Annotated in this window: 20 protein-coding genes and 1 pseudogene; all 21 read right to left on the bottom strand. The window is 39.6% G+C overall.

Translation table 11 applies throughout. From position 1 onward, the window contains the following. Positions 1 to 13: 13 nt before the first annotated feature. Positions 14 to 583, bottom strand: coding sequence for a YpmS family protein (locus tag NST05_RS05205; RefSeq protein WP_011681250.1), 570 nt, complete (start codon positions 581 to 583; stop codon positions 14 to 16). Next, positions 576 to 1,451 (bottom strand): SGNH/GDSL hydrolase family protein, encoded by an 876-nt coding sequence (locus NST05_RS05200; protein WP_014608413.1) that lies wholly within the window; start codon positions 1,449 to 1,451, stop codon positions 576 to 578. The genes NST05_RS05205 and NST05_RS05200 overlap by 8 nt, the downstream gene beginning before the upstream one ends. Next, a complete protein-coding gene (locus NST05_RS05195) occupies positions 1,444 to 2,280 on the bottom strand; it encodes a DegV family protein (protein ID WP_011681251.1) in 837 nt (278 codons plus the stop codon). The genes NST05_RS05200 and NST05_RS05195 overlap by 8 nt, the downstream gene beginning before the upstream one ends. 70 nt (positions 2,281 to 2,350) lie before the next feature. Further along, positions 2,351 to 4,021: a DNA repair protein RecN gene (gene recN, locus NST05_RS05190; protein ID WP_002953185.1), complete on the bottom strand. Its 1,671-nt coding sequence runs from the start codon at positions 4,019 to 4,021 to the stop codon at positions 2,351 to 2,353. Positions 4,022 to 4,029: 8 nt separating this feature from the next. Further along, complete coding sequence (locus tag NST05_RS05185) at positions 4,030 to 4,476, bottom strand: arginine repressor (RefSeq protein ID WP_011681252.1); 447 nt, start codon at positions 4,474 to 4,476, stop codon at positions 4,030 to 4,032. Further along, a complete protein-coding gene (locus NST05_RS05180) occupies positions 4,424 to 5,290 on the bottom strand; it encodes a TlyA family RNA methyltransferase (RefSeq protein WP_011226127.1) in 867 nt (288 codons plus the stop codon). The genes NST05_RS05185 and NST05_RS05180 overlap by 53 nt, the downstream gene beginning before the upstream one ends. Further along, complete coding sequence (locus tag NST05_RS05175; RefSeq protein ID WP_084828876.1) at positions 5,283 to 6,155, bottom strand: polyprenyl synthetase family protein; 873 nt, start codon at positions 6,153 to 6,155, stop codon at positions 5,283 to 5,285. The genes NST05_RS05180 and NST05_RS05175 overlap by 8 nt, the downstream gene beginning before the upstream one ends. Then, a complete protein-coding gene (locus NST05_RS05170) occupies positions 6,155 to 6,370 on the bottom strand; it encodes an exodeoxyribonuclease VII small subunit (protein WP_002951008.1) in 216 nt (71 codons plus the stop codon). Before NST05_RS05170 ends, NST05_RS05175 begins: the two co-directional genes overlap by 1 nt. Then, the gene (gene xseA, locus NST05_RS05165) at positions 6,348 to 7,688 is read right to left on the bottom strand and encodes an exodeoxyribonuclease VII large subunit (protein WP_084828877.1); all 1,341 of its coding nucleotides are present in this window, start codon (positions 7,686 to 7,688) and stop codon (positions 6,348 to 6,350) included. Before xseA ends, NST05_RS05170 begins: the two co-directional genes overlap by 23 nt. 188 nt (positions 7,689 to 7,876) lie before the next feature. Then, on the bottom strand, positions 7,877 to 8,410 hold the full coding sequence (locus tag NST05_RS05160) for a hypothetical protein (protein ID WP_223899692.1): 534 nt from the start codon (positions 8,408 to 8,410) through the stop codon (positions 7,877 to 7,879). Between the two features lie 347 nt (positions 8,411 to 8,757). Then, positions 8,758 to 9,402 carry an endonuclease III gene (gene nth, locus NST05_RS05155; protein WP_011681255.1) on the bottom strand — a complete coding sequence of 215 codons (645 nt, stop codon included), beginning with the start codon at positions 9,400 to 9,402 and terminating at the stop codon, positions 8,758 to 8,760. Next, the gene (locus tag NST05_RS05150) at positions 9,402 to 10,100 is read right to left on the bottom strand and encodes a DnaD domain-containing protein (RefSeq protein WP_002947201.1); all 699 of its coding nucleotides are present in this window, start codon (positions 10,098 to 10,100) and stop codon (positions 9,402 to 9,404) included. The genes nth and NST05_RS05150 overlap by 1 nt, the downstream gene beginning before the upstream one ends. Before the next feature lie 71 nt (positions 10,101 to 10,171). Then, entirely contained in the window at positions 10,172 to 11,116 is a 945-nt protein-coding gene (metA, locus tag NST05_RS05145; RefSeq protein ID WP_011681256.1) for a homoserine O-acetyltransferase MetA, read from the bottom strand. A 170-nt stretch (positions 11,117 to 11,286) separates the two neighbouring features. Then, positions 11,287 to 11,805 (bottom strand): adenine phosphoribosyltransferase, encoded by a 519-nt coding sequence (locus tag NST05_RS05140; protein ID WP_002947203.1) that lies wholly within the window; start codon positions 11,803 to 11,805, stop codon positions 11,287 to 11,289. 114 nt (positions 11,806 to 11,919) lie between these two features. Next, the gene (recJ, locus tag NST05_RS05135; RefSeq protein WP_011681257.1) at positions 11,920 to 14,130 is read right to left on the bottom strand and encodes a single-stranded-DNA-specific exonuclease RecJ; all 2,211 of its coding nucleotides are present in this window, start codon (positions 14,128 to 14,130) and stop codon (positions 11,920 to 11,922) included. A 12-nt stretch (positions 14,131 to 14,142) separates the two neighbouring features. After that, positions 14,143 to 14,910, bottom strand: coding sequence for an SDR family NAD(P)-dependent oxidoreductase (locus NST05_RS05130; protein ID WP_011681258.1), 768 nt, complete (start codon positions 14,908 to 14,910; stop codon positions 14,143 to 14,145). After that, entirely contained in the window at positions 14,910 to 15,839 is a 930-nt protein-coding gene (gene rnz / locus NST05_RS05125) for a ribonuclease Z (RefSeq protein WP_011226135.1), read from the bottom strand. The genes NST05_RS05130 and rnz overlap by 1 nt, the downstream gene beginning before the upstream one ends. A gap of 31 nt (positions 15,840 to 15,870) precedes the next feature. Then, a complete protein-coding gene (locus NST05_RS05120) occupies positions 15,871 to 16,518 on the bottom strand; it encodes a cystathionine beta-lyase (RefSeq protein WP_011681259.1) in 648 nt (215 codons plus the stop codon). Beyond that, a complete protein-coding gene (hflX, locus tag NST05_RS05115) occupies positions 16,511 to 17,749 on the bottom strand; it encodes a GTPase HflX (protein WP_084828878.1) in 1,239 nt (412 codons plus the stop codon). The genes NST05_RS05120 and hflX overlap by 8 nt, the downstream gene beginning before the upstream one ends. A 377-nt stretch (positions 17,750 to 18,126) precedes the next feature. After that, positions 18,127 to 19,296: pseudogene (locus tag NST05_RS05110) on the bottom strand (FtsW/RodA/SpoVE family cell cycle protein); the annotation flags it as partial. Positions 19,297 to 19,799: 503 nt separating this feature from the next. Next, on the bottom strand, positions 19,800 to 20,114 hold the full coding sequence (gene hisE, locus NST05_RS05105; RefSeq protein WP_084828879.1) for a phosphoribosyl-ATP diphosphatase: 315 nt from the start codon (positions 20,112 to 20,114) through the stop codon (positions 19,800 to 19,802). Between the last annotated feature and the right edge of the window lie 5 nt (positions 20,115 to 20,119).

The raw sequence follows: 20,119 nt of genomic DNA, 5'->3' as shown, positions 1-20,119 counted from the left end.
AAGTAAAGCGTTTTTAATTTATTGTCTTATAGATGTCAAATTCGATACGATCATTAACTAAATCGAAACTCTGAGCACGTGCTGTTATTCCCTTATCATTCTTCATAGACTGAATATTTAGGATAACCTTACCCTTCTTGCTGTCAATTACAATGTAATCAGGAAGTTTTGTTGAACGTTTGATCATATTAAGAGCATCTAAAATAGGGAGCTTCAAGGTTCCTGCCGAGAGCTCAGACACTTGAAGAACGACAGCACCCGACTCACTTACAAGAGGCGTAAAGTAAACATAGAGGGGGACTGCGTGACCTAAGACCTTGTAACTACTCTCAAAAACAATTTTAGAATTAGTCACTTTGACCTTGAAACGCATCTTATCAGTAGAATAATCTTGAGCAAACCCTCTAAGCGACGCATCAAGCTCCTCTTTACTCATACTATACTTTCCAATTTTAGCAGCTCCTTTAGGTAAGGATACTGGGCTCATTTCGACTGGTGTCATTATTCTAACCGTCACGACACTAATTAGGGCTAGATTTAAGGCTAAAAGTCCCAAAAATAACCATTTCCATACCTTACTCACCTGACCACTCCTTCTTTGTTTGGTTTATACGTTTCAAAATCGCATCTGACATAATTTGATAACCTGTGTTGTTGGGATGAAAATGATCTTCCTCAAATAGAGCATCGTTTAAACTATCTTGGGATGATTTGGTAGACTGTGATGTTTCATCAGAGCTCGTCACTCCACCCTTACCATTAATTCCCTTATAGAGCAGATCGTTAACTGGAACAAAGTAGACATTGTCGTACTCCTTAGACACTTCTTCGGTAGACCGGTTCCAATTATCAACAATGGTTTGCATTTCTGTCATCTCTGGAAAATTAAGATAAAACGGATTGTAAATACCAGTAATATAAATCGGTAATGTTTTATTTTCCTTACGAGCCAGCTCAATAATCTGTCGCAATCTCTTTTGATAGCCCACAGCAGCTCTGCTAAAGGTATTCACATTAAGATTGGTGATATTATCCTTAATGACATGAATCACATCATTTCCACCAACAGTCAAAGTCATCAATTTTGCCTTTTTGAGATCCCTTTTGATATCCTTCTTCTCCTGCATCCTTTTGAGGATTTGATTGCTAGTGTTTCCTGCGATACCATAATTACGAGGAGTCACTTGCCAATTAAAATCTGACTCTAAGGCCTGTGATAAAACAGGAACGAAGCCCCCTTGATTGCTGCTATCACCCACACCTTGAGTAAGTGAGTCTCCAATGGCCACATAAGTTACCTTTTCTTTTTTCACAGACCTTATCTTGTCAGAAATCTTTGATGACTGATGGCTGCTTGGTACAATAAAAATGAGTAGCCCCACAAATAATAGAAAAAACAAGAAGAAGCCTGCAAAGCTTCTAAGTAATTCTGATTCTTTCAATTTATTCATAGCGAACCATTACGGCAAAGGCGTCTTCACCAGTATGTGTTTGAATGATGGAACCAGTCTCAAGAATTGAAATTGGTGCACCCAATACTTTAAGTTTCGAAGCAAGTTCATGTGCCAGCACAGGTGTTCCAGCATAGGAGACACCTATCTCAGCAACCTTGCGATCCTTGATAGCATCAATGTAAGAATCCAACCATCTCGTGAACGTTTTTGCACCACGACCTTTGGCAACAGTATTTAACTGATAGTCCTTCAATTCCATAATAACACGAATATTGAGCAATGATGATAAAAGCCCTGTAACATGACCAATACGACCACCTTTAACAAGATTTTCAAGGGTAGAGACACCAATATGAAGTTCAGATTTACTTTTCACTTCTTCTACATGTGCCACAATGTCCTCAAGACTAGCCCCTGCTTGCGCGAGTTTAGCAGCCTCAACTACTTGGAATTTTAGGCACTGATCTATAAAACCTGAGTCTATAACTGTTACATCAGCTCCTGAAAGGATAGCTCCTTGACGTGAAGCCTCACATGTCCCAGAAAGAGTATGCATAAGATGGATAGCTATAATTTGCTCTGCACCATCTTTAATCAATTTTTCAAATGTCTCAGCAAACAACCCTACTGGTGGTTGACTTGTCTTTGGTAACTCTTTACTATTCTTCATCATTTCCAGGAAACGACCTTCTTCACGAAGGTCACTATCTGAATAGATGACACCATCCATCATAACTGACAATGGAACAATAGTGATATTGTACTTTTCAACCAATTCCGGTTCAATCGTGATTGACGAATCGGTTACAATTCTGATTTTACTCATATTTCTCTCGCTTAAAACAATTTTTTTATTCTATTATAGCATGACTAGAGAGGTTTGCCCAACTCTTTTCTTAAACAGGTTCATCCACTTTTAATAAAGCTCTAGCTTGACTCAAGGCAGCATCAGTCAAATTATCACCTGCAAGCATCTTGGCGATTTCCTCAACTCTTTCTTCAGGTGTTAGGAGACGAACACGAGATACAGTTGTCTCGTTATCACTTTCTTTAGAAATAAAGAATTGATAATCTGCAATAGCGATTACTTGAGGAAGGTGACTGATAGCCAATACCTGACCATGACTTCCAATCTTATGAATCTTTTGTGCGATAGCCTGGGCTACACGGCCCGACACTCCAGTATCAACCTCATCAAAGACAATACTAGTTTTATCTTCTTTTCGAGCAAAGGCTGACTTAATGGCTAGCATAAGTCGAGACAGTTCGCCACCAGATGCAACCTTAACAAGCGGTTTAAATCCTTCACCTGGATTGGTTGAAATATAAAACTCAACTTGCTCATTACCATCACGGTTAAATTTCCCCTTAGTAAAGACAACTTTAAAATCAGCCTTATCCATATACAGATCACATAACTCAGTCTTTATCTCTGACTCAAGAGCGTTTGCAATCTGATGTCGTTCCCTTTGCAAGGTTTCTGCAGACGCGAGTAAGTCTTTTTCAAGTTGCTTAAGCTCTTGTTCCATAGCATCAGAAGAGCTAGAATTTCCAGTCAATAGGTTATATTCTTTACTTGAATTTTCGAGATAATCTAAGACATCATCAACAGTTCCACCATATTTACGGGTAATGGCATTAATCGTATCTAAACGGTATTCAATCTCTTGCAAACGCCCAGCATCAAAATCTAAATTATCTACAAGATCTCCTAACTGTTTAGTGACATCCTCAAGGACATAGTAGGCTTCTGACAAATTATTAGAGAGTTCTTTATAATCAGAATCATACTCTTCAAGAGATTGGAGATCATTCATGGCAGAACGGACATTTGATAAGCTTGAAAAATCTTCATTATCCAGCATAACATAAGCATTCGTTAAGGTATCAGCAATCTGCTTATGATTGAGGAGTTTATCTCGCTCCTTCATCAAAGCTAGATCCTCACCTGTTTTTAGAGAGGCTGCTTCAATTTCTGCAATCTGAAAAGCTAGCATTTCAATTCTAGCCTTATGCTCTTTCTCGTTTTTCTGTTTTTCAAGAACAGCTTTTCTTAGCTCACGGTAACGATCAAAGTATTCCTGATATTCTTTTTTTGCCTGAAAAAAATCCTTGTCACCAAAGGCATCAAGCATGCTTATGTGAAGAGCAGGTCTCATAAGTTCTTCTTGATCATGCTGTCCATGGATATCTACCAAAAAGTTTCCGACAGCTTTAAGAATCGTTAAATTGACCATTTGACCGTTGATACGGCTAACACTTCGACCATTTTGGAAAATTTCACGGCGGATAATTAACTCATCTTCAACAGGAATCCCATTGTCTTCCAAGAGACTAACTAAAGCAGGATTTTGTTCAATTGAAAAGAAGCCCTGAATCTCCGCCTTGGGGGCTGAATGACGGACAACTTCGCTAGATGCCCGTGCCCCCAACATAAGATTCATGGCATCAATGATAATGGATTTTCCTGCCCCAGTCTCTCCGGTAAGAACAGTCATCCCATTTTCAAAGTTAAGAGAAATTTCTTCAATAATTGCGAAATTCTTTATCGTAATTTCGAGAAGCATGCTTCCTCCTATTCTTCAACCCACTTGACGATTTGTCCATGTAATTCGATAGCTGCTAATTCTGACTGAGCAACCAAAAAGAGCGTGTCATCATCAGCAATCAAGCTAAAAATCAAATGCTTGTATTCATCCAAAAGAATCTTTTTGATGAGACGACTAGTCCCTGGCTGAACTAAGATATTCATAAAGGCATGTTGTCTATCAATACGCAACAAGCGGCGACAAGCAACAGAAGATCTACCTACTCGTCTAGGAGCAGTTGAGAGCCCATAGATGTACGAACCATCTTCGGTTGGCACTTTGGTAATACCAATTTCATTGATATCACGTGATACCGTAGCCTGAGTAGCCTTCAACCCCTCAGCCTGGAGTAATCTTACCAATTCTTTCTGGGTCGTAATTTTATTTTCTTGGACAATCTTTCGGATTAACTCCAAACGATCTTTCTTCTTCATTCTTCTTAAACTCCTTATGTGCTTGTGCTACAACTTCTTTGATTGAAGTTGGAACATCATTTTGAGGAGAATCTGTCTTCTCCAAGTGTGCGAGAAATTCAATGTTACCATGACCACCTTGAATAGGAGAAAAATCCAGTCCTTTAACTGAAAAGCCATAGTCAACTGCAAAAGCTGTTACGGTTTCTAATACTTTTTCATGGATACTGCTCTCACGTACAATCCCATTTTTTCCAATTTGTTCACGGCCTGCCTCAAATTGAGGTTTCACAAGAGCAACAACTTGCCCTCCATCAACCAATATCTTAGCCAAAGCTGGTAGAATCAAATTAAGAGAGATGAAACTAACATCAATAGATGCAAATGATGGTAATCCCTCTGTGAAATCGACTGGTTCAGCATATCGAAAATTATATTGCTCCATAGAACGCACTCGATCATCTTGACGCAATTTCCAAACTAACTGATTGGTACCAACATCTACTGCATAAACCAGTTTAGCACCATTTTGAAGCATGACATCGGTAAATCCACCTGTTGAGGCACCGATATCAATGGTTATCATATCTTCAACTGATAGATTGAAAACAGCTAAAGCTTTTTCAAGTTTGAGTCCTCCACGACTCACATACCTAAGCTTTTCACCTTTGAGCTTCAACTCTGTTCCATCATCAATTTTTTCACCAGGTTTATCGTAACGCTCACCATTGATAACATTAACAACTAAACCAGCCATAACACCGCGTTTAGCTTGTTCTCGCGTTTCAAATAGGCCTTGTTTATAAGCCAAGACATCTACTCTTTCCTTAGGCATGGAATCTTAACCTTTCTATGATTTTCATAATATTGTCTTGCTTGAAACCTTGGTACTCAGCCAAGTCTTTGAAAATGGCCTCAGCCTTATTTAGTGATTCCTCGAGAATGGCATATGATTTTTCCAAACCAAGAAGAGCAGGGTAGGTTGATTTCCCAGCGACCACATCTTTTCCAGGCGTTTTTCCTAAGGATTCAAAGTCAGCAGTCACATCTAAAATGTCATCACGAACTTGAAAGGCAAGACCAATCAAGCGACCAGCTTCTTGAAGATTTTCCATGACTCGATCTTCTTGTTGGGCCACAATACCAGCCGCTACAAAAGGAAAGGTTAGAAGCTTACCAGTCTTATTCTCGTGAATCTTAGCCAGTTGCGATAAATCAAGTTCCAGACCTTCACCTTTCATATCCAACATCTGACCACCAACCATACCGAAGGTCCCTGACGCATGAGATAGAGCGTGAATCAATTGAACACGAATCTCTGCAGAAAGCTCTGTTTGAGCTACAAGTGCAAAGGGATCTAAAAAGAGAGAATCACCAGCTAAAATTGCCGTTGCTTCATCAAATTTTTTATGGTTTGTTAGACGTCCTCGACGGTAATCATCATCGTCCATTGCCGGTAAATCGTCGTGAATCAGACTCCCGGTATGAATCATTTCAAGACTTGCTGCAACATCAAAATGACTGGGAGTTAACTCTAAACCAAATCCTTCAAGTAAATCCAAGAAAATCAGTGGACGGATACGCTTACCGCCACTATCAACTGAATAAAGAATAGCAGTGATTAAATCGCTTGATACTGGTGGGGTTTTCTTTTGATAAAAATCCCGTATAGCAGCATCAATTTTTTTTAGCTTGGTCATTAGGCATCCATTTCCATTTCTGTACCATCTGCTTGCATAACCTTAACAAGTGTTTTTTCAGCATCTTCCAAGGTCTTCTGCAAATCTTTAGACAATACCATACCTTTTTGGAATTCAGCAATCGCATCCTCAAGAGCAACATCACCTGTTTCAAGTTTTGTGACGATAGCTTCTAAGTCCTGTAAATTTTCTTCAAATGTTTTTTTCGTTGACATTTTTCACCTCTACTTCTAGTTGTCCATCTCTCATTTGGATTGTTAATTGCTCGCCTTCAGTAATATCTTTGATAGTTGTTAGGGGCTTATCATTTTTATTGACAATAGCATAGCCCCTGGCAACAATACGGCTAGTATCTAGAGACAATAGGGCATCTTGAGCCTTCTCTAGTCTAACCCGGTTACCATTGATAGTATTCTTAGTTGTGGTCACTAAAAGTCGCTGTAAGGACTCTCGACGATCTTGATAGTTCTTAACACGAGTCGAGAGATTTAGACCGTGTAATCGCTGTCTCAAAAATTCAGCTGATTTTTGTTTGCGCTCAAAATCTTGACTCATGAAGGTTTCGAGCCTTGTTGTTAGGCGATCTAACTTTTGTAAATATCCATCATAAAGACGTTCAGGTTGCCTAAAGACAACCGATTGTGATAATTTGGCTAAACGTTCCTGATTATACTGTATGCGCCTCAAACAAGCTTGGTAGGCTCTGTTTTGTCTTTCGCGAATCCAAGCCAAAGTATCAGCCTTTGATATCGGAGTAGCAAGTTCAGCTGCTGCTGTAGGTGTAGCAGCCCTGCGATCCGCTACAAAATCCGCCAGAGTCGTATCTGTTTCGTGACCAACACTTGAAATCACAGGTAGACGACTCTCAAAAATGGACTGAACTACAATTTCCTCATTAAAGGCCCATAGGTCCTCAATTGAACCTCCACCACGGCCGACGATAAGAAGATCCAGATCTTCCCTCTGATTGGCTTTTTGAATATTCTCAACAATCTCTTGTGCCGCTCCGTCACCTTGAACCTTGGTAGGGAAAATCAGAATCTCTACACCTGGAAAACGGCGACTAACCGTTGTAATAATGTCCCGAATAACCGCACCACTAGGACTAGTGACAACCCCAATTTTCTTGACAAAATTAGGAAGAGGTTGCTTATGACGATCATCAAAGTAGCCTTCAGCAGTAAGTTTTTTACGAAGCTGCTCAAACTGGAGGGCGAGTGCACCAATACCATCCGGCTCAGCCTTCTCAATAATAAGGGAATATGAACCACTAGGCTCATAAATCTGCACCCGACCAACAACATTAATCTTCATTCCCTCTTCAAGATCAAAACCAATTTTTTTGAAGACCCCAGCCCAAATCGTTGCCTGAATGACTGCCCCTTCATCCTTAAGAGAAAAGTACTGATGACTCGGGCGTCGGCGATAATTGGAAACCTGGCCTGTCAAATATACCCTCTCTAAATAAGGGTCACGGTCAAATTTCATTTTCAAATATTTGGTTAAGGATGTGACCGATAAATAGTCTGACACGACAACTCTCCTTTATTAACTTGACTCTGGAAAAATCTAAAGACACTAAAAAAGCTCTGTAGAACCATGATTCTCCAATACTATCAATCAGCTTTTTAATTGTTTATACGATTATCTTAGATTATACCAAAAAAGACTGTCAAAAGACAGTCTCAACCACTATTGGCTAGTGCTTTAACATGATTAAATTAGCTTCTTTTATAGGTTTTTGAAACAACGTCCCATGAACCACTTGAACCGTCAATACCTCCATAGGCTTCGAGTTGTTCCTTAGTGTTTACTCGGAAAAGGAGGGCATCATTACCATACGCATCATAAAGTTGTGCATAAACCAAACCATCGTCATCATCTTTCCAAGAATAGACACTCCAACCTAAATTTTTATAATTATCACCAGTTGAGCCTTGTTCTTCAGCATAGGTAGAAAAAAACCAATCTCCTAACTGCTGATCAGACAAAGATGACGTATCAACTTGAGATGATTTACTATCTGATGATGATCCTTCCTTACTTTTAGCCAATTGGCCATTTTTCCATGGGTTAGTGACATTTTCGTTTTGGTTATTACTATACCACACTAAAGTAAGTAAAGGGATGAGCACTGCAATTAAAGCAATTCCTCCAATTACCCATCGAATTTTTTTAGGGTCTTTGAGTTTATTAAAACTCGAAACCTTCCTTCCCCTAGTTCTTTCAGTTTTACGACGTCTAAATTCGCTCACAGCTTTATCCTCTTTTTCTTGAAAGTAGTCCCTTTTTTCTTTTCCTCTTGTTCCAAGAGTTTTTGCACTTCCTTACGCCACCGCGAATCACTAGTTTGAGCCAATGAAATTTGCAACTAAAAAATACGATTATCCAAAGCTTGCTCATATTCTTTGACTGCTTCTCTATCACCATTGTCAGCTAAGACTCTCAAATACTCTTCATCACTGAATTCAGCCATTCACTATTTCGCTCTAGCTTCTAAATCGTTTCTTCTATTTTCTTAAAGCCTGGGATTTTTGTCAAGTTACTAGTTTGTAACAAAATCTTACAACTGTAAAAAGCTGACGAAAATCACATCCTCAGCTTATTTCTTAGTTGTTTCTCGATAATACTTACAGTAACTTTGAAGAGGACAAGTCTGGCATTTAGGATTCTTTGCTAAACAATGATAGCGTCCAAAGAAAATCATGCGGTGATGACTGATAATCCAATCTTTCTTTGGTATTTTCTTCATCAATTCTGCTTCGATTTCCTCTACACTAGCATTTTCTGGAGCTATATTCAGCCGTTTAGAAACGCGAGAGACATGTGTATCTACAGCAATAGACGGAATACCATAGACTTCAGCCAATACGACGTTAGCTGTTTTTCGTCCAACACCAGGTAGACTCTCTAATTCCTTGTGAGTTTTGGGAACTTGTCCGTCGAAATTCATTAAAATAGCTCTAGCAGTTTTGATGATATTCTTTGCCTTATTCTTATATAGCCCAATGGTTCTTAAGCACATTTCAACATCATCAAGATTAGCAGATGCTAAATCTTCAATTTCTGGATAACGGGCCCACAAACCCGGTGTTACCTTATTAACAGCTTTGTCAGTTGTTTGAGCAGATAAAATAACAGCAACTAGTAGTTGAAAGGGAGTCTCCCACTCCAGCTCACCATGTGCATCTGGAAACATCTTTCCCATTAAGGCCAGAGCTTCATTAACACGTTTTCTACCCAACATTATTGACCACCCCACAATTGACGGGCCGCGTCCATACCAGTTTTGAACTCATCCGAAACCTGATGATGTTGTTTCTTTCCTTGATGCTCCAAACGACGTTCTTCAACTTGAATTTTAGTAGTAATACCACTTAATTTCCAGTTACGAAGAACCCCTTTGATATAATTCCAGTTGGTTTTTCGGTTAAATACTGCCTCTTTCAGAGCTTCACGGATTAATTCCGGGTCAGTGTGTTCTTCCTGAATTTCCTTATTTAAATCTTCTATTACCATAGGATTCAAGATTCCCAAAGCCTGTTCCAACTCATCTGTCAATTGTTTAATAAGCTGTGTATTTGTTGGTTGGCCAGCAACAGGACCTGTCGTTGAATTTTCACTACTCACTAGCTTGTCTAACACTGCTAGGGCAGGTGAAGCATCAACAACCATCTTAATTTCATTATTAACTTTAACAGTCGTAAAATCAAGGAGTCCGGCCTCAGTTAATGTCGTAATACTTTTATTAACCTCAGTGGGGGTCTTTCCAGTTGCCTGCGCTATCTGGCTAGAGGCCACTTCTCCAATCTGAGTAGTCGTTTGTAGATAGAGAAACTGCCAAACTAAAAAGTCATCCGCTGATGGAAAAATATCCTTAAAGTGAAAAAATAAGGCATTTGGAAGGACTAGATTTCCTGTTCGATACTGTTCAAAAAAACTCATATTTACCTTTCAGAGTAGATAGGTCAATTCAAAAAATTTTATGTTTTAACATAAGTCTTTTGAGAAACCTACTACAAATAACCGTAGAATGAAAAATCGTCTTCCAACTCTTCTAAACGATAGGGTGTTTCTTGATATACAGCGTAGTTAATCCAATTACTAAAGAATGTTGATGCCGCAAGGTTCCAACGAAGTTTTGGTTCCTGACTTGGATCATCCCCAGGAAAATAGTTTGCTGGCACATCTGGATTGATGCCTACTTCCAAATCCCTTCGATATTCTCTAGCAAGAGTATCACGATCATATTCGAAATGACCAAAACTGTAAACTTCACGAAGATCCTTGCTTGCCAGAATGGACAGACCTACCTCTTGACCTGATGCAACAACGTCTAAATCTGTTTTATTCTTGATATCTTCCAGAGTCACCTCTGTATAGCGTGAGTGCGGTGACACAAAGCTATCATCAAAGCCATTCATGAGGAAATTTTCTGGCATGTCAACAGTTTGCTTATAGATACCTGATAATTTCTCTGACAAGGGAACCTTATCAACCCCATGTTTGTAATAGAGACCTGCTTGAGCTCCCCAACACAAGTGAAGAGTTGAATAAACATGCTTTTTAGACCAGTCAAAAACTCGTGTTAATTCCTGCCAATAATCAACTTCCTCAAAAGGCATTTGTTCAACAGGAGCCCCTGTTACGATAAGACCATCGTAATACTTGTCCTTGATTTCATCAAAAGTCTTATAGAAGGTTTCCATATGTTCAGCGTGGGTATTTTTTGATTTATGACTAGCCATATACAGAAACTCTACGTTAATTTGGAGTGGTGTATTTGCTAAAAGACGTAGCAACTGAGTTTCTGTCACTTCTTTAGTTGGCATTAGGTTAAGGATCAGGACCTCCATTGGTCTAATATCCTGGCTACTAGCTCTATTCTCATCCATGATGAAGACATTTTCCGAACGCAATACATCAAGAGCTGGTAACTTATTATCAAGTTTTATAGGCATAACAACATCTCCATCCTTGTTTATTCTATCTTCATATTATAAACCGGGTAAATATTGTTATCAAATATATATTTTCTCTAGTTAGCTATAACTTTAAACTATATGATGACACACTTATTTTTTAAAAGAGTTAAAAAGGCCCTGAGGCCTTTTGTAAAACATAGATAGTTTTATCCTGGGAAGTTCATCAATACTTTAGCGTCATAACCTTCGATTGCTTCACGACCATTAAGTCCGTCAAGCTCAATCAAGAAGGCACATCCAGCAACAACACCACCTAGGCGTTCAATCATTTCAATTGTTGCTTTGACAGTACCACCAGTAGCCAAGAGATCGTCAACGATAAGTACACGTTGGCCTGGTTTGATTGCATCGGCATGCATGCAAAGAGTATCGACACCATATTCTTTTTCATAATCGACTGAAATCACTTTACGTGGCAATTTACCAGGTTTACGAACTGGCGCAAATCCAATACCAAGTTCAAAGGCAACTGGGCATCCAACAATGAAACCACGTGCTTCGGGACCAACAATCATGTCAATCTTCTTGTCAGTCGCATACTGAACGATTTCACGAATAGCATAGCTATAAGCGTTTCCATCAGCCATCAACGGGCTAATATCGCGGAAAGTAACCCCTTCTTTAGGGTAGTTTTCAATAGTTGCAATATAATCTTCTAATTTCATTTGTTCTTCCTATGGGCATTTTGCCAAAAAATATTTACATACTATTATAGCATGAATCCATGGATTTAGAAAATACTAACCTCTAGATTCTAAACCAATTATCTTAGTTAGGCACTACTGCTCCTGCTTGTAGAGCCAATCATAAATTTCCTGTGGTGTTCCCAAAGCCATGAGTTCTTGGAACTTGACAAGACGTTTAAGGTCCTGGAAAATCTTGCTTTCCTCAATATCACGTTTTCCAGCCTCTTTATTAACTGTCATGACACCATTATCAATAGTGACAAAGCCCAATTCATCAAAAATTTGAATCATCTTGATGAGAAGAATTTTATCAATCTTAAGATAATGACTGAGGTCATCTAATTTATAGCGCACATCAAATTCTGGGAATTGATAAATGGTTTTATAGAGCCTTGCAAATTGCTCTCTAGTTCCATAGCCTGTCAGATAATAGGCTTCCTTAATGCGATTCTTAAAATAAATGGCCTGGAATTCCTTACCGTCAAACCACTCTTTTAATTCCGTCTCTGAATTCGGTAGGGTGTCGAGGACAACTGCAGTTGCTTCGTCTGAGGCCTCTTCTACAGTTGGTAGGCCCTCAGGTAGTACCATATTTTTTGAGCGAAAATCAAATAACTGAACATTGTCCACGCGCACATCTGCCAACATGAGCTGTAGTGTTGTCTGGCCATTCCATACATTAACGGACAGCGTCACTGCTAATTCCAACCCCTGAGCTTGCTGAAATTCTTGAAGTAGATGCCCTTTGTTAAAGGCGACAACATCAAAACTAGCCTTGCCTTGCTTAACCTTAAACTTAAGATGAGCTCCATTTTGCCCCATAGTTCTAGCTTGAGTAACGGTAATATCATGTAGCCAAAAGACTGGCTTTTTATTATCCATACCAAAAGGTGCTAGTTTTTCGAGGCTCCTTATGGTATCCAAGCTAAGCTCACCGAGTTGTAGTTCCTCGTCTAAATTAAGCGTATTTTTGGCACTCGTATCAATGTCATTATCGTAGACATAACTACATAAAATATCTGAGAGTTGAGTAAGATTTTCCTCTGGAAGGGTCATACCAGCTGCTCCAGCGTGCCCTCCAAATGCAGTAAAGATGTCTCTGTGGTCATCAAGTGCATGGAAGATATTGATAGATTCCAAACTACGAGCTGATCCCTTAGCCAAGCCATCTTCAATATTTAAAACCACTACTGTCTGACTGATTTGCTCCATGATGCGGCCAGCAACAATGCCGAGTACACCAGGATGCCAGCCTTCCTTAGCCAAAACCTGAACTGGTTTATCCAAGTCTACCATGCTCATGGCTTCATCAAAGATGTTTTGAACAACTTCCTTACGTTCTTCATTTTTGGCATTGATTTCCAGAGCAATGGCTTGCGCTTCCTCATCGTCAAATCCGGTTAATAGTTCAATAGCTGGGTTTGGATCGTCTAAACGTCCTAAGGCATTGAGTTGAGGGGCTATTTTGAAAGCCACTGTTTCTTCAGAAATTGTTGTTAGGTCTACTTCGGAAATACGGAGCAATTCTTGAAGCCCAATACGCTCAGTAGTCTTGAGAATTTCAAGTCCAACCTTAACCATAATACGATTTTCATCGGTCAGGCTAACCATATCAGCAATAGTCCCTATAGCTACCAAATCCAACATCTCTGTTGGTATGGTCTCGAGGAGGGCCGTTGCTATTTTGAAAGCTACTCCACAACCTGCCAAATACTTAAAGGGATAATCAGCACCTGGATGTTCTGGATGAACAATGGCATAAGCTTCTGGAAGCTGTGACGGCATGCTATGGTGGTCTGTGACGATAACATCCACACCTTGCTCTTGCGCATAAGCGATAGCCTCATTCCCAGCTACCCCATTATCCACTGTAATGATGAGTGAAATACCTTCCTGCTCAATGAAATACTTATAGACACTTTCGTTTGGTCCATAACCATCTGTAAAACGGTTTGGCAAGTATACTCGAGCTTCAGCTCCCATCATTTCAAGGGCTTCTTTGACAATCGAGGCTGACGTCATACCATCCGCATCGTAATCTCCATATACTAAGATTTGTTCATAATTTTCAATAGCCTGACGGATTCTAGCCACTGCCTTATCCATATCATGAAGCAGATAAGGATCATGAAGGTGCGATAAATCTGCCTTTAGAAAGTCTTCAAGTGCCTCTTCTGTCCTAATGCCACGTTCATAGGCAATCTTGGCTGCTGTTTTTACCAGTCCATGTTCTTTAGCAAGTTTAAAAAAGCCAGCATCTGGCTCTTTTGTGTTTATTTTCCAATCATACGTTGATGTAATCATGTTCTTCTTTCTTTATTTATAATTAAAGCTTGTTCGTGCAAGGTAATCAGCTATCGTGGGAAAGAGTGTATAGCCTTTGTAAGCAACTGCTAAGAGTCGTGGTAGATTAACTTCACGTTTATTTTTGCCCAGAATACGGACAATCTTTTTAGCCACATATTTAGGACTGAGGATAAACTTCTTAACACTCTCAAGATAAGCTCCAGAGGGATCAGCTTGATCGAAGAAAGATGTCTCAATTGGACCTGGATTGACCGTAGTCACATAGACTCCCTTATCAGCCAGCTCTATACGCAAGGCATCTGAAAAGCCAATTACCGCAAACTTTGTTGCCGCATAGACACTTGAGTTGGCTGTCGCAATTTTTCCTGCCATGCTGGCGATATTGATGATATGGCCATAGCCTTGCTCTACCATTTTCTCTGCAATTAAGCGTGAAAAAGTCATTGTCGCCAAGGTATTGATGTCAAACATATCACGAACTTCTTGACTAGTGTAATTATCATAAGACTTAAATTCACCGAAGCCAGCATTATTGATAAAAACATCAATACGGCCAAAGCGTTGATAGAGATAATCGACCATTTCTTTAATGGCATTGTCGTCTCTGAGGTCAATAGCAAGACAGGTTTTATTTTTCACATGGCGATAGCATTTCTCAAGTTTGTCCTTGTCTCGTCCCAAGAGGATAATGCCGTCACTGAGGGAGAGCTGCTTGACAATTTCTTGAGCAAGACCTCCTGAGGCACCAGTAATAGCGATAATTCGTTGTTTAGCCATTAGATTTCTACCTCTTCCAAGTCACGAACGATGTGAGTGTTTTCAAAAATCGTTTTAGCATCTGCTGCCATCTTACCGATATCACGCCCCAAAAAACGTGCTGATACGTGATTTAGAAGAAGGCGTTTAGCTGACGCATCCCTAGCTACTTGGGCTGCTTGCATATTCGTTGAATGACCATGGCTCTTGGCAATTTTTTCATCACCCTTACCATAAGTAGACTCGTGGACCAGGACATCTGCCCCCAATCCAAGTCGAACACTGGCATTTGTCTTACGGGTATCACCTAAGATAGTGATAACCTTACCTTTCTTAGGTGCGGAAATAAAGTCTTTGGCAATGATTTTCGTTCCATCTTCAAGAACCACATCTTGTCCATTCTTAATTTGTCCAAAAAGCGGACCAAATGGTACGCCTGCTGCCTTAAGGGCCTCAGCATCCAAGGTGCCTTCGAGATCCTTTTGAACCACACGGTAACCAACACAAAAAATGGTGTGATCCAACTTATCTGCATAAACAGCGAACTTGTCATCTTCCATAACCAAACCTAGACTATTTTCATCAATTTCCTTAAAATGCACATGATAAGATAAGCGTGTCCCTGAGGTACGAATGCTGGTCATGACGTATTGCTTAATACCAACTGGTCCATAAACTTCAAGGTCAGTTTGTTCTTCGCTAGATTGGAAGGAACGACTCGCCAGGAAACCTGGTAAACCGAAGATATGGTCCCCGTGCATATGTGTAATAAAGATTTTTTTAACTTTACGGGGTTTGATTGTTGTTTCTAAAATCTGACGTTGGGTTCCTTCCCCACAGTCAAACATCCAGACTTCGTTGATTTCATCGAGGAGCTTCAAAACCAGACTCGATACATTACGAGCCTTGGATGGCTGTCCGGCGCCCGTCCCTAAAAATTGTAATTCCATGACTTTCTATACTTTCTATCTATCGTTTTTCTTATTTTTGGACAATATAAGCCAGGCATTCACGCTGAGCAAATCCATAATAAACAGTTTGCCCTTTATCTTTATATTGAGACAAAAGTTCCACTAATTCATCTTGATTGAAGCTAGCTAACTTAATGACATTTCCCTTCAGTTTAGTGACACGACTAAGTAACTGAGTCTCTGGTGTCAACTCTTCCAATACTTCTTCATCAAAGTCAACCTTGGCCATTTTAACTTGAGTCCCTTCAAGATAAACCTTATATTGTGGGAAAACTTGAGCAAGCTCAAACAAAATATCAGTCGTTGGAACCTCTAAATGCTCAGCAAAGACTAGGGCCACTTCATCAGCATTTTCATAGCAAAAACCATAAGATTTTCCTGACAGATTGAGACGAATAAAGGGCTTGTGTTCATCAAAAGATGGTACTGGATTAAAGAGGTTAAGTTCTTTCGAAAGCTCCAAATAGTAATCCGTTGCTGCTTCTGGAGACTGTTTCTGGTAAATCTCTGCAAAATAAGCATTAATAACACTTGGTGGTGGCGTAATAAAGGCCAGTTTTTGATTGTCTGAAAGGTCTGACAAGGTATTTTGAAGATATACCTTATCTAAACTTGTAAAACCACCATATTTTAAAGCTAAATCCATATAATCAGTCATAAAACTCTTCCAATTTCCATTTATTTTTCGGTGAAATATAGCCTGTAATTTCTTCCACTTCTGTCTCAAAACTATAGCTATCTAACAAGGCTAATTGACTCAACTGATAAAGTTTATAAGCTTGGTCCTGATTAACCTTAATACTAAAGTGTTCAAAATTCTGTTGAATTTCATCAATCAAGAGTCTTCGCAAAGCCTCACGACTTCCCTTGTCACGCGCTGAGAGACGAACATTAGGAAAGACTGTTGCTACTAAGTTATTCGCCACGTCCATCTTATTGTAGATAGCTAGGCGAGGAATATCAGTCATGTCCAGTTCTTTAAGGATATCTAAAACCACGTTTTCATGTTCTTCGTGATTCGGATCACTAGCATCGATGACATGCAAAAGGAGGTCCACATTACGACTTTCTTCAAGCGTCGACTTAAAGGCAGCCACCAATTCTGTTGGCAAATCCTGAATAAAACCAACCGTATCTGTCAAGGTCACTTGAAACTGATCTTTTAAGTATATTTTCTTAGTCGTTGCATCCAGAGTCGCAAAAAGTTCATTGGCCTCATACTGCTTATCATCCGTCATAAGGTTCATAATAGTTGATTTCCCAGCATTGGTATAACCTATCAAGCCGATTTTAAAGGTAGTTGAGTCGACACGCTTTTCACGAATGGTCTCTCGGTTCTTCTCAACAATCTTTAATTGGCGTTCAATATCCGCAATCTGGTTACGGATAGAACGACGATTGAGTTCCAGCTGACTTTCACCAGGACCACGGCTACCAATGCCCCCTGCTTGACGATTGAGCATAATTCCCTGACCAGATAAACGGGGCAACATGTATTTGAGCTGAGCTAGATGAACTTGAAGTTTTCCTTCATGACTTCTAGCTCTCATGGCAAAGATATCCAAAATCAATTGCATGCGATCAATGACTTTTACGCCAAATGCTGCTTCAAGATTGGTATTTTGACGTGGGGTTAAACGGTTATTGACAATGACCGTAGTAATCTCATCCGCGTCCACCATAGCCTTGATTTCCTCTAATTTTCCTGAACCTACGAAGGACTTACTATCATAGCGTTCACGTTTTTGAGTATAGCTAGCTACAACCTCTGCTCCTGCTGTTTTGGCAAGACTAGCAAGTTCCTCCATGGACATGTCAAAATTCTCTGTCTCTTGCAATTCAACACCTACTAAAATAGCACGTTCTTGCTGCTTGGCTGTCTCTATCATAGCAAACCCCTTTTCGAAATAGTCGCCTTCTATTATACCACAGGGAGACCTAAAGAGAAGGGGACAGACCTTAATTTTTTATAAAGAAAAACAAGTTGGATTGTCCAACTTGCTTCTAATTAGTGTTTACGTGTTGGTTTCTTTTTAGACCCCTTACGACGCTTGCCTTGGTGAAGGCTAGGCTTAATTTGAGAAATAGTTTGAGGTAATTTCACAGTAGCCTTATCAACCTTATCTTTAGCCTTGACCAATTCTTGTGAGGCCTTGATTGCACTCTTCGAAGGTTTGTTTTTCTTAGTTTTGGTCTTAGACACTGCCTTTACTTTACTAGTCCCAGATGCACGCATACGACGAGACATAGCCAGAAGAATTTTATTTTCTTCGTTGAGGTTGGTATGGTAGGCCATGGAAAGCACTAAGCCAACACCAATCAAGTTTGAGATGAGTGAAGATCCACCTTGAGAAATAAAAGGCAAAGGAATACCTGTCAGAGGAAGAATTCCTACTGCCGCCCCAATATTTTCAAAAATATGGAAGACAATCATCATAATAAGACCAGTAGAAATAAAGGTATAGAAGCGGTTATTAGACTTGAAAGTCACTCGCAACATGCGATAAATGAGGAAGAGATAGGTCAACAGAACCAATCCACCGCCTACTAAACCAAAGTCTTCTGCAATAACCGTGAAAATCATATCACTCTCACGAACTGGTACATTCAAATCAAGGTGATTAAAACCTTTTCCATAGATACCACCAGTACCTATCGATATCATCCCTTGTGTCTGTTGAAAGGCGATGCCATCCGCATAAGTGAAGGGGTCCAACCAAGCTGAGATACGGTTAATCTGATAAGTCTGAACCCCTAACTTGAGCAAGATTTCCTTTCCCCAATCTGTGATAAACACCATTATAAACAGAGCTATACTTGCTGCAAAGGCTAGCACTACCGGTAAGATGATACGCCAGGATATTCCCGAAACCACTATTATACCCGCTAAAATAGCGAGGAAGACTAAGGCCGTTCCCATATCACCTTGAAGAACCAGTAAGCCTAAGACAGGAAGCGTGACCGCTACATATTGGAAAAGTAGCAACCAGTCATCTTGAAGCTCAGTTACTTCTTTTCCTTGTTTAGCCCGAACACCTATTCTCGAAAGAAAAAGGATGTAGGATATCTTCATAAATTCTGATGGTTGAAAAAGGGTGACTGATCCAATACTGACCCAGTTTTTTGCTCCTGTCGAGGCAACCAAAGAAGGTGAATAAAAAATAAGAGGCAAAACCATAAGTCCCAAGCCAAAAATATAAAGCCAGGGAGTGACCTTCCAAAGAAACTCTGTATTAAATAACATGACAACAAAAGCAAGTACTGAACCAAGAAAAATCCATAGTAATTGCTGAGACATGACATGAACGAGATTCTTTGGATAATCAAAATTTGTCGCGATAAAAATTGAGACCATACCAACCAGCAGTAAGATAAGGACTGGCAAGAGAATCGAGTAATCTATCCGACTTTCAATAGTATTTTTTGACTTAGCCATATGTACTCCAAAATAAAGATTTAGCAAGAGTTATTATACCACTTTTTCGGCCAGACAAATGAGCTGAATGTGTAAAAAGTTGTTAATTTTAACAAAAAAAGCAACCACAAAAGTGATTGACTTCTTTCATCAGTCTTAATTTGACATGTATCCTTTTCCTTGAGCATTGAAGCATACACGTTGCGCTGAAGGAATTTGGACCTAGCGATCAACAGTCCTGTCACAAGGTAACCCCTATCGTTTCTGTAAAACAAAAAGGTATCTCCGACTGATTTTCGGAGATGTTTTTGTGTATTTTGAAGTTTTCGTTTTCACTGAGTTTGTAACCCACAACCCACACTTCTAATATCCTAATATGACACGCTAGATTACAGAGGAAGAAAACAGCTAAGCTAGAAAGCATTGAGATATTAGGAGTATTTTTCTTCATGGGATTTCTCTAGCAAAAAACTGAGGCGTCACTTCAAACTTTTATTCTTAGTCTCAATCTGTTGAGATAATCCTCAATAATCTGTTACTTCTTTTCGGTCATGAACATTGCTTTGCTTGCCTTGTCGTGCCTTAAGTACGGCTTCAACGTCTTCAGGGCTAACCCCTGTTTCAACTAGCATGACGGCTAAATGATAGAGGATGTCTGCTGTCTCGTTGGCAATTTCCGTTTTATCAGCATTCTTAGCTCCAATTACAACTTCTGTCGCTTCTTCGCCAACCTTTTTAAGAATCTTGTCTAGACCCTTGTCAAAAAGGTAATTGGTATAAGACCCTTCTTTAGGATTCTTTTTACGATCCAAGGCTTCCTTATAAAGTGTTTCTAACATAGCTA

Source organism: Streptococcus sp. FSL E2-3494, assembly GCF_038007085.1.
Classification (GTDB): domain Bacteria; phylum Bacillota; class Bacilli; order Lactobacillales; family Streptococcaceae; genus Streptococcus; species Streptococcus thermophilus.
Note: the sequence above shows the minus strand (reverse complement) of the source record. Positions and strands in the feature narration are given on the sequence as shown.

Excerpts from the sequence above, each read along its gene's own strand:
- NST05_RS05200 (WP_014608413.1), bottom strand. The coding sequence starts at position 1,451 with ATGAATAAATTGAAAGAATCAGAATTACTTAGAAGCTTTGCAGGCTTC.
- NST05_RS05180 (WP_011226127.1), bottom strand. The coding sequence starts at position 5,290 with ATGCCTAAGGAAAGAGTAGATGTCTTGGCTTATAAACAAGGCCTATTT.
- NST05_RS05170 (WP_002951008.1), bottom strand. The coding sequence starts at position 6,370 with ATGTCAACGAAAAAAACATTTGAAGAAAATTTACAGGACTTAGAAGCT.
- recN (WP_002953185.1), bottom strand. The coding sequence starts at position 4,021 with ATGCTTCTCGAAATTACGATAAAGAATTTCGCAATTATTGAAGAAATT.
- nth (WP_011681255.1), bottom strand. The coding sequence starts at position 9,402 with ATGTTGGGTAGAAAACGTGTTAATGAAGCTCTGGCCTTAATGGGAAAG.
- NST05_RS05195 (WP_011681251.1), bottom strand. The coding sequence starts at position 2,280 with ATGAGTAAAATCAGAATTGTAACCGATTCGTCAATCACGATTGAACCG.
- NST05_RS05120 (WP_011681259.1), bottom strand. The coding sequence starts at position 16,518 with ATGACTGATTATATGGATTTAGCTTTAAAATATGGTGGTTTTACAAGT.
- hisE (WP_084828879.1), bottom strand. The coding sequence starts at position 20,114 with ATGTTAGAAACACTTTATAAGGAAGCCTTGGATCGTAAAAAGAATCCT.
- recJ (WP_011681257.1), bottom strand. The coding sequence starts at position 14,130 with ATGATTACATCAACGTATGATTGGAAAATAAACACAAAAGAGCCAGAT.
- NST05_RS05150 (WP_002947201.1), bottom strand. The coding sequence starts at position 10,100 with ATGAGTTTTTTTGAACAGTATCGAACAGGAAATCTAGTCCTTCCAAAT.
- rnz (WP_011226135.1), bottom strand. The coding sequence starts at position 15,839 with ATGGAATTACAATTTTTAGGGACGGGCGCCGGACAGCCATCCAAGGCT.
- metA (WP_011681256.1), bottom strand. The coding sequence starts at position 11,116 with ATGCCTATAAAACTTGATAATAAGTTACCAGCTCTTGATGTATTGCGT.
- NST05_RS05140 (WP_002947203.1), bottom strand. The coding sequence starts at position 11,805 with ATGAAATTAGAAGATTATATTGCAACTATTGAAAACTACCCTAAAGAA.
- NST05_RS05175 (WP_084828876.1), bottom strand. The coding sequence starts at position 6,155 with ATGACCAAGCTAAAAAAAATTGATGCTGCTATACGGGATTTTTATCAA.
- hflX (WP_084828878.1), bottom strand. The coding sequence starts at position 17,749 with ATGATAGAGACAGCCAAGCAGCAAGAACGTGCTATTTTAGTAGGTGTT.
- NST05_RS05185 (WP_011681252.1), bottom strand. The coding sequence starts at position 4,476 with ATGAAGAAGAAAGATCGTTTGGAGTTAATCCGAAAGATTGTCCAAGAA.
- NST05_RS05130 (WP_011681258.1), bottom strand. The coding sequence starts at position 14,910 with ATGGCTAAACAACGAATTATCGCTATTACTGGTGCCTCAGGAGGTCTT.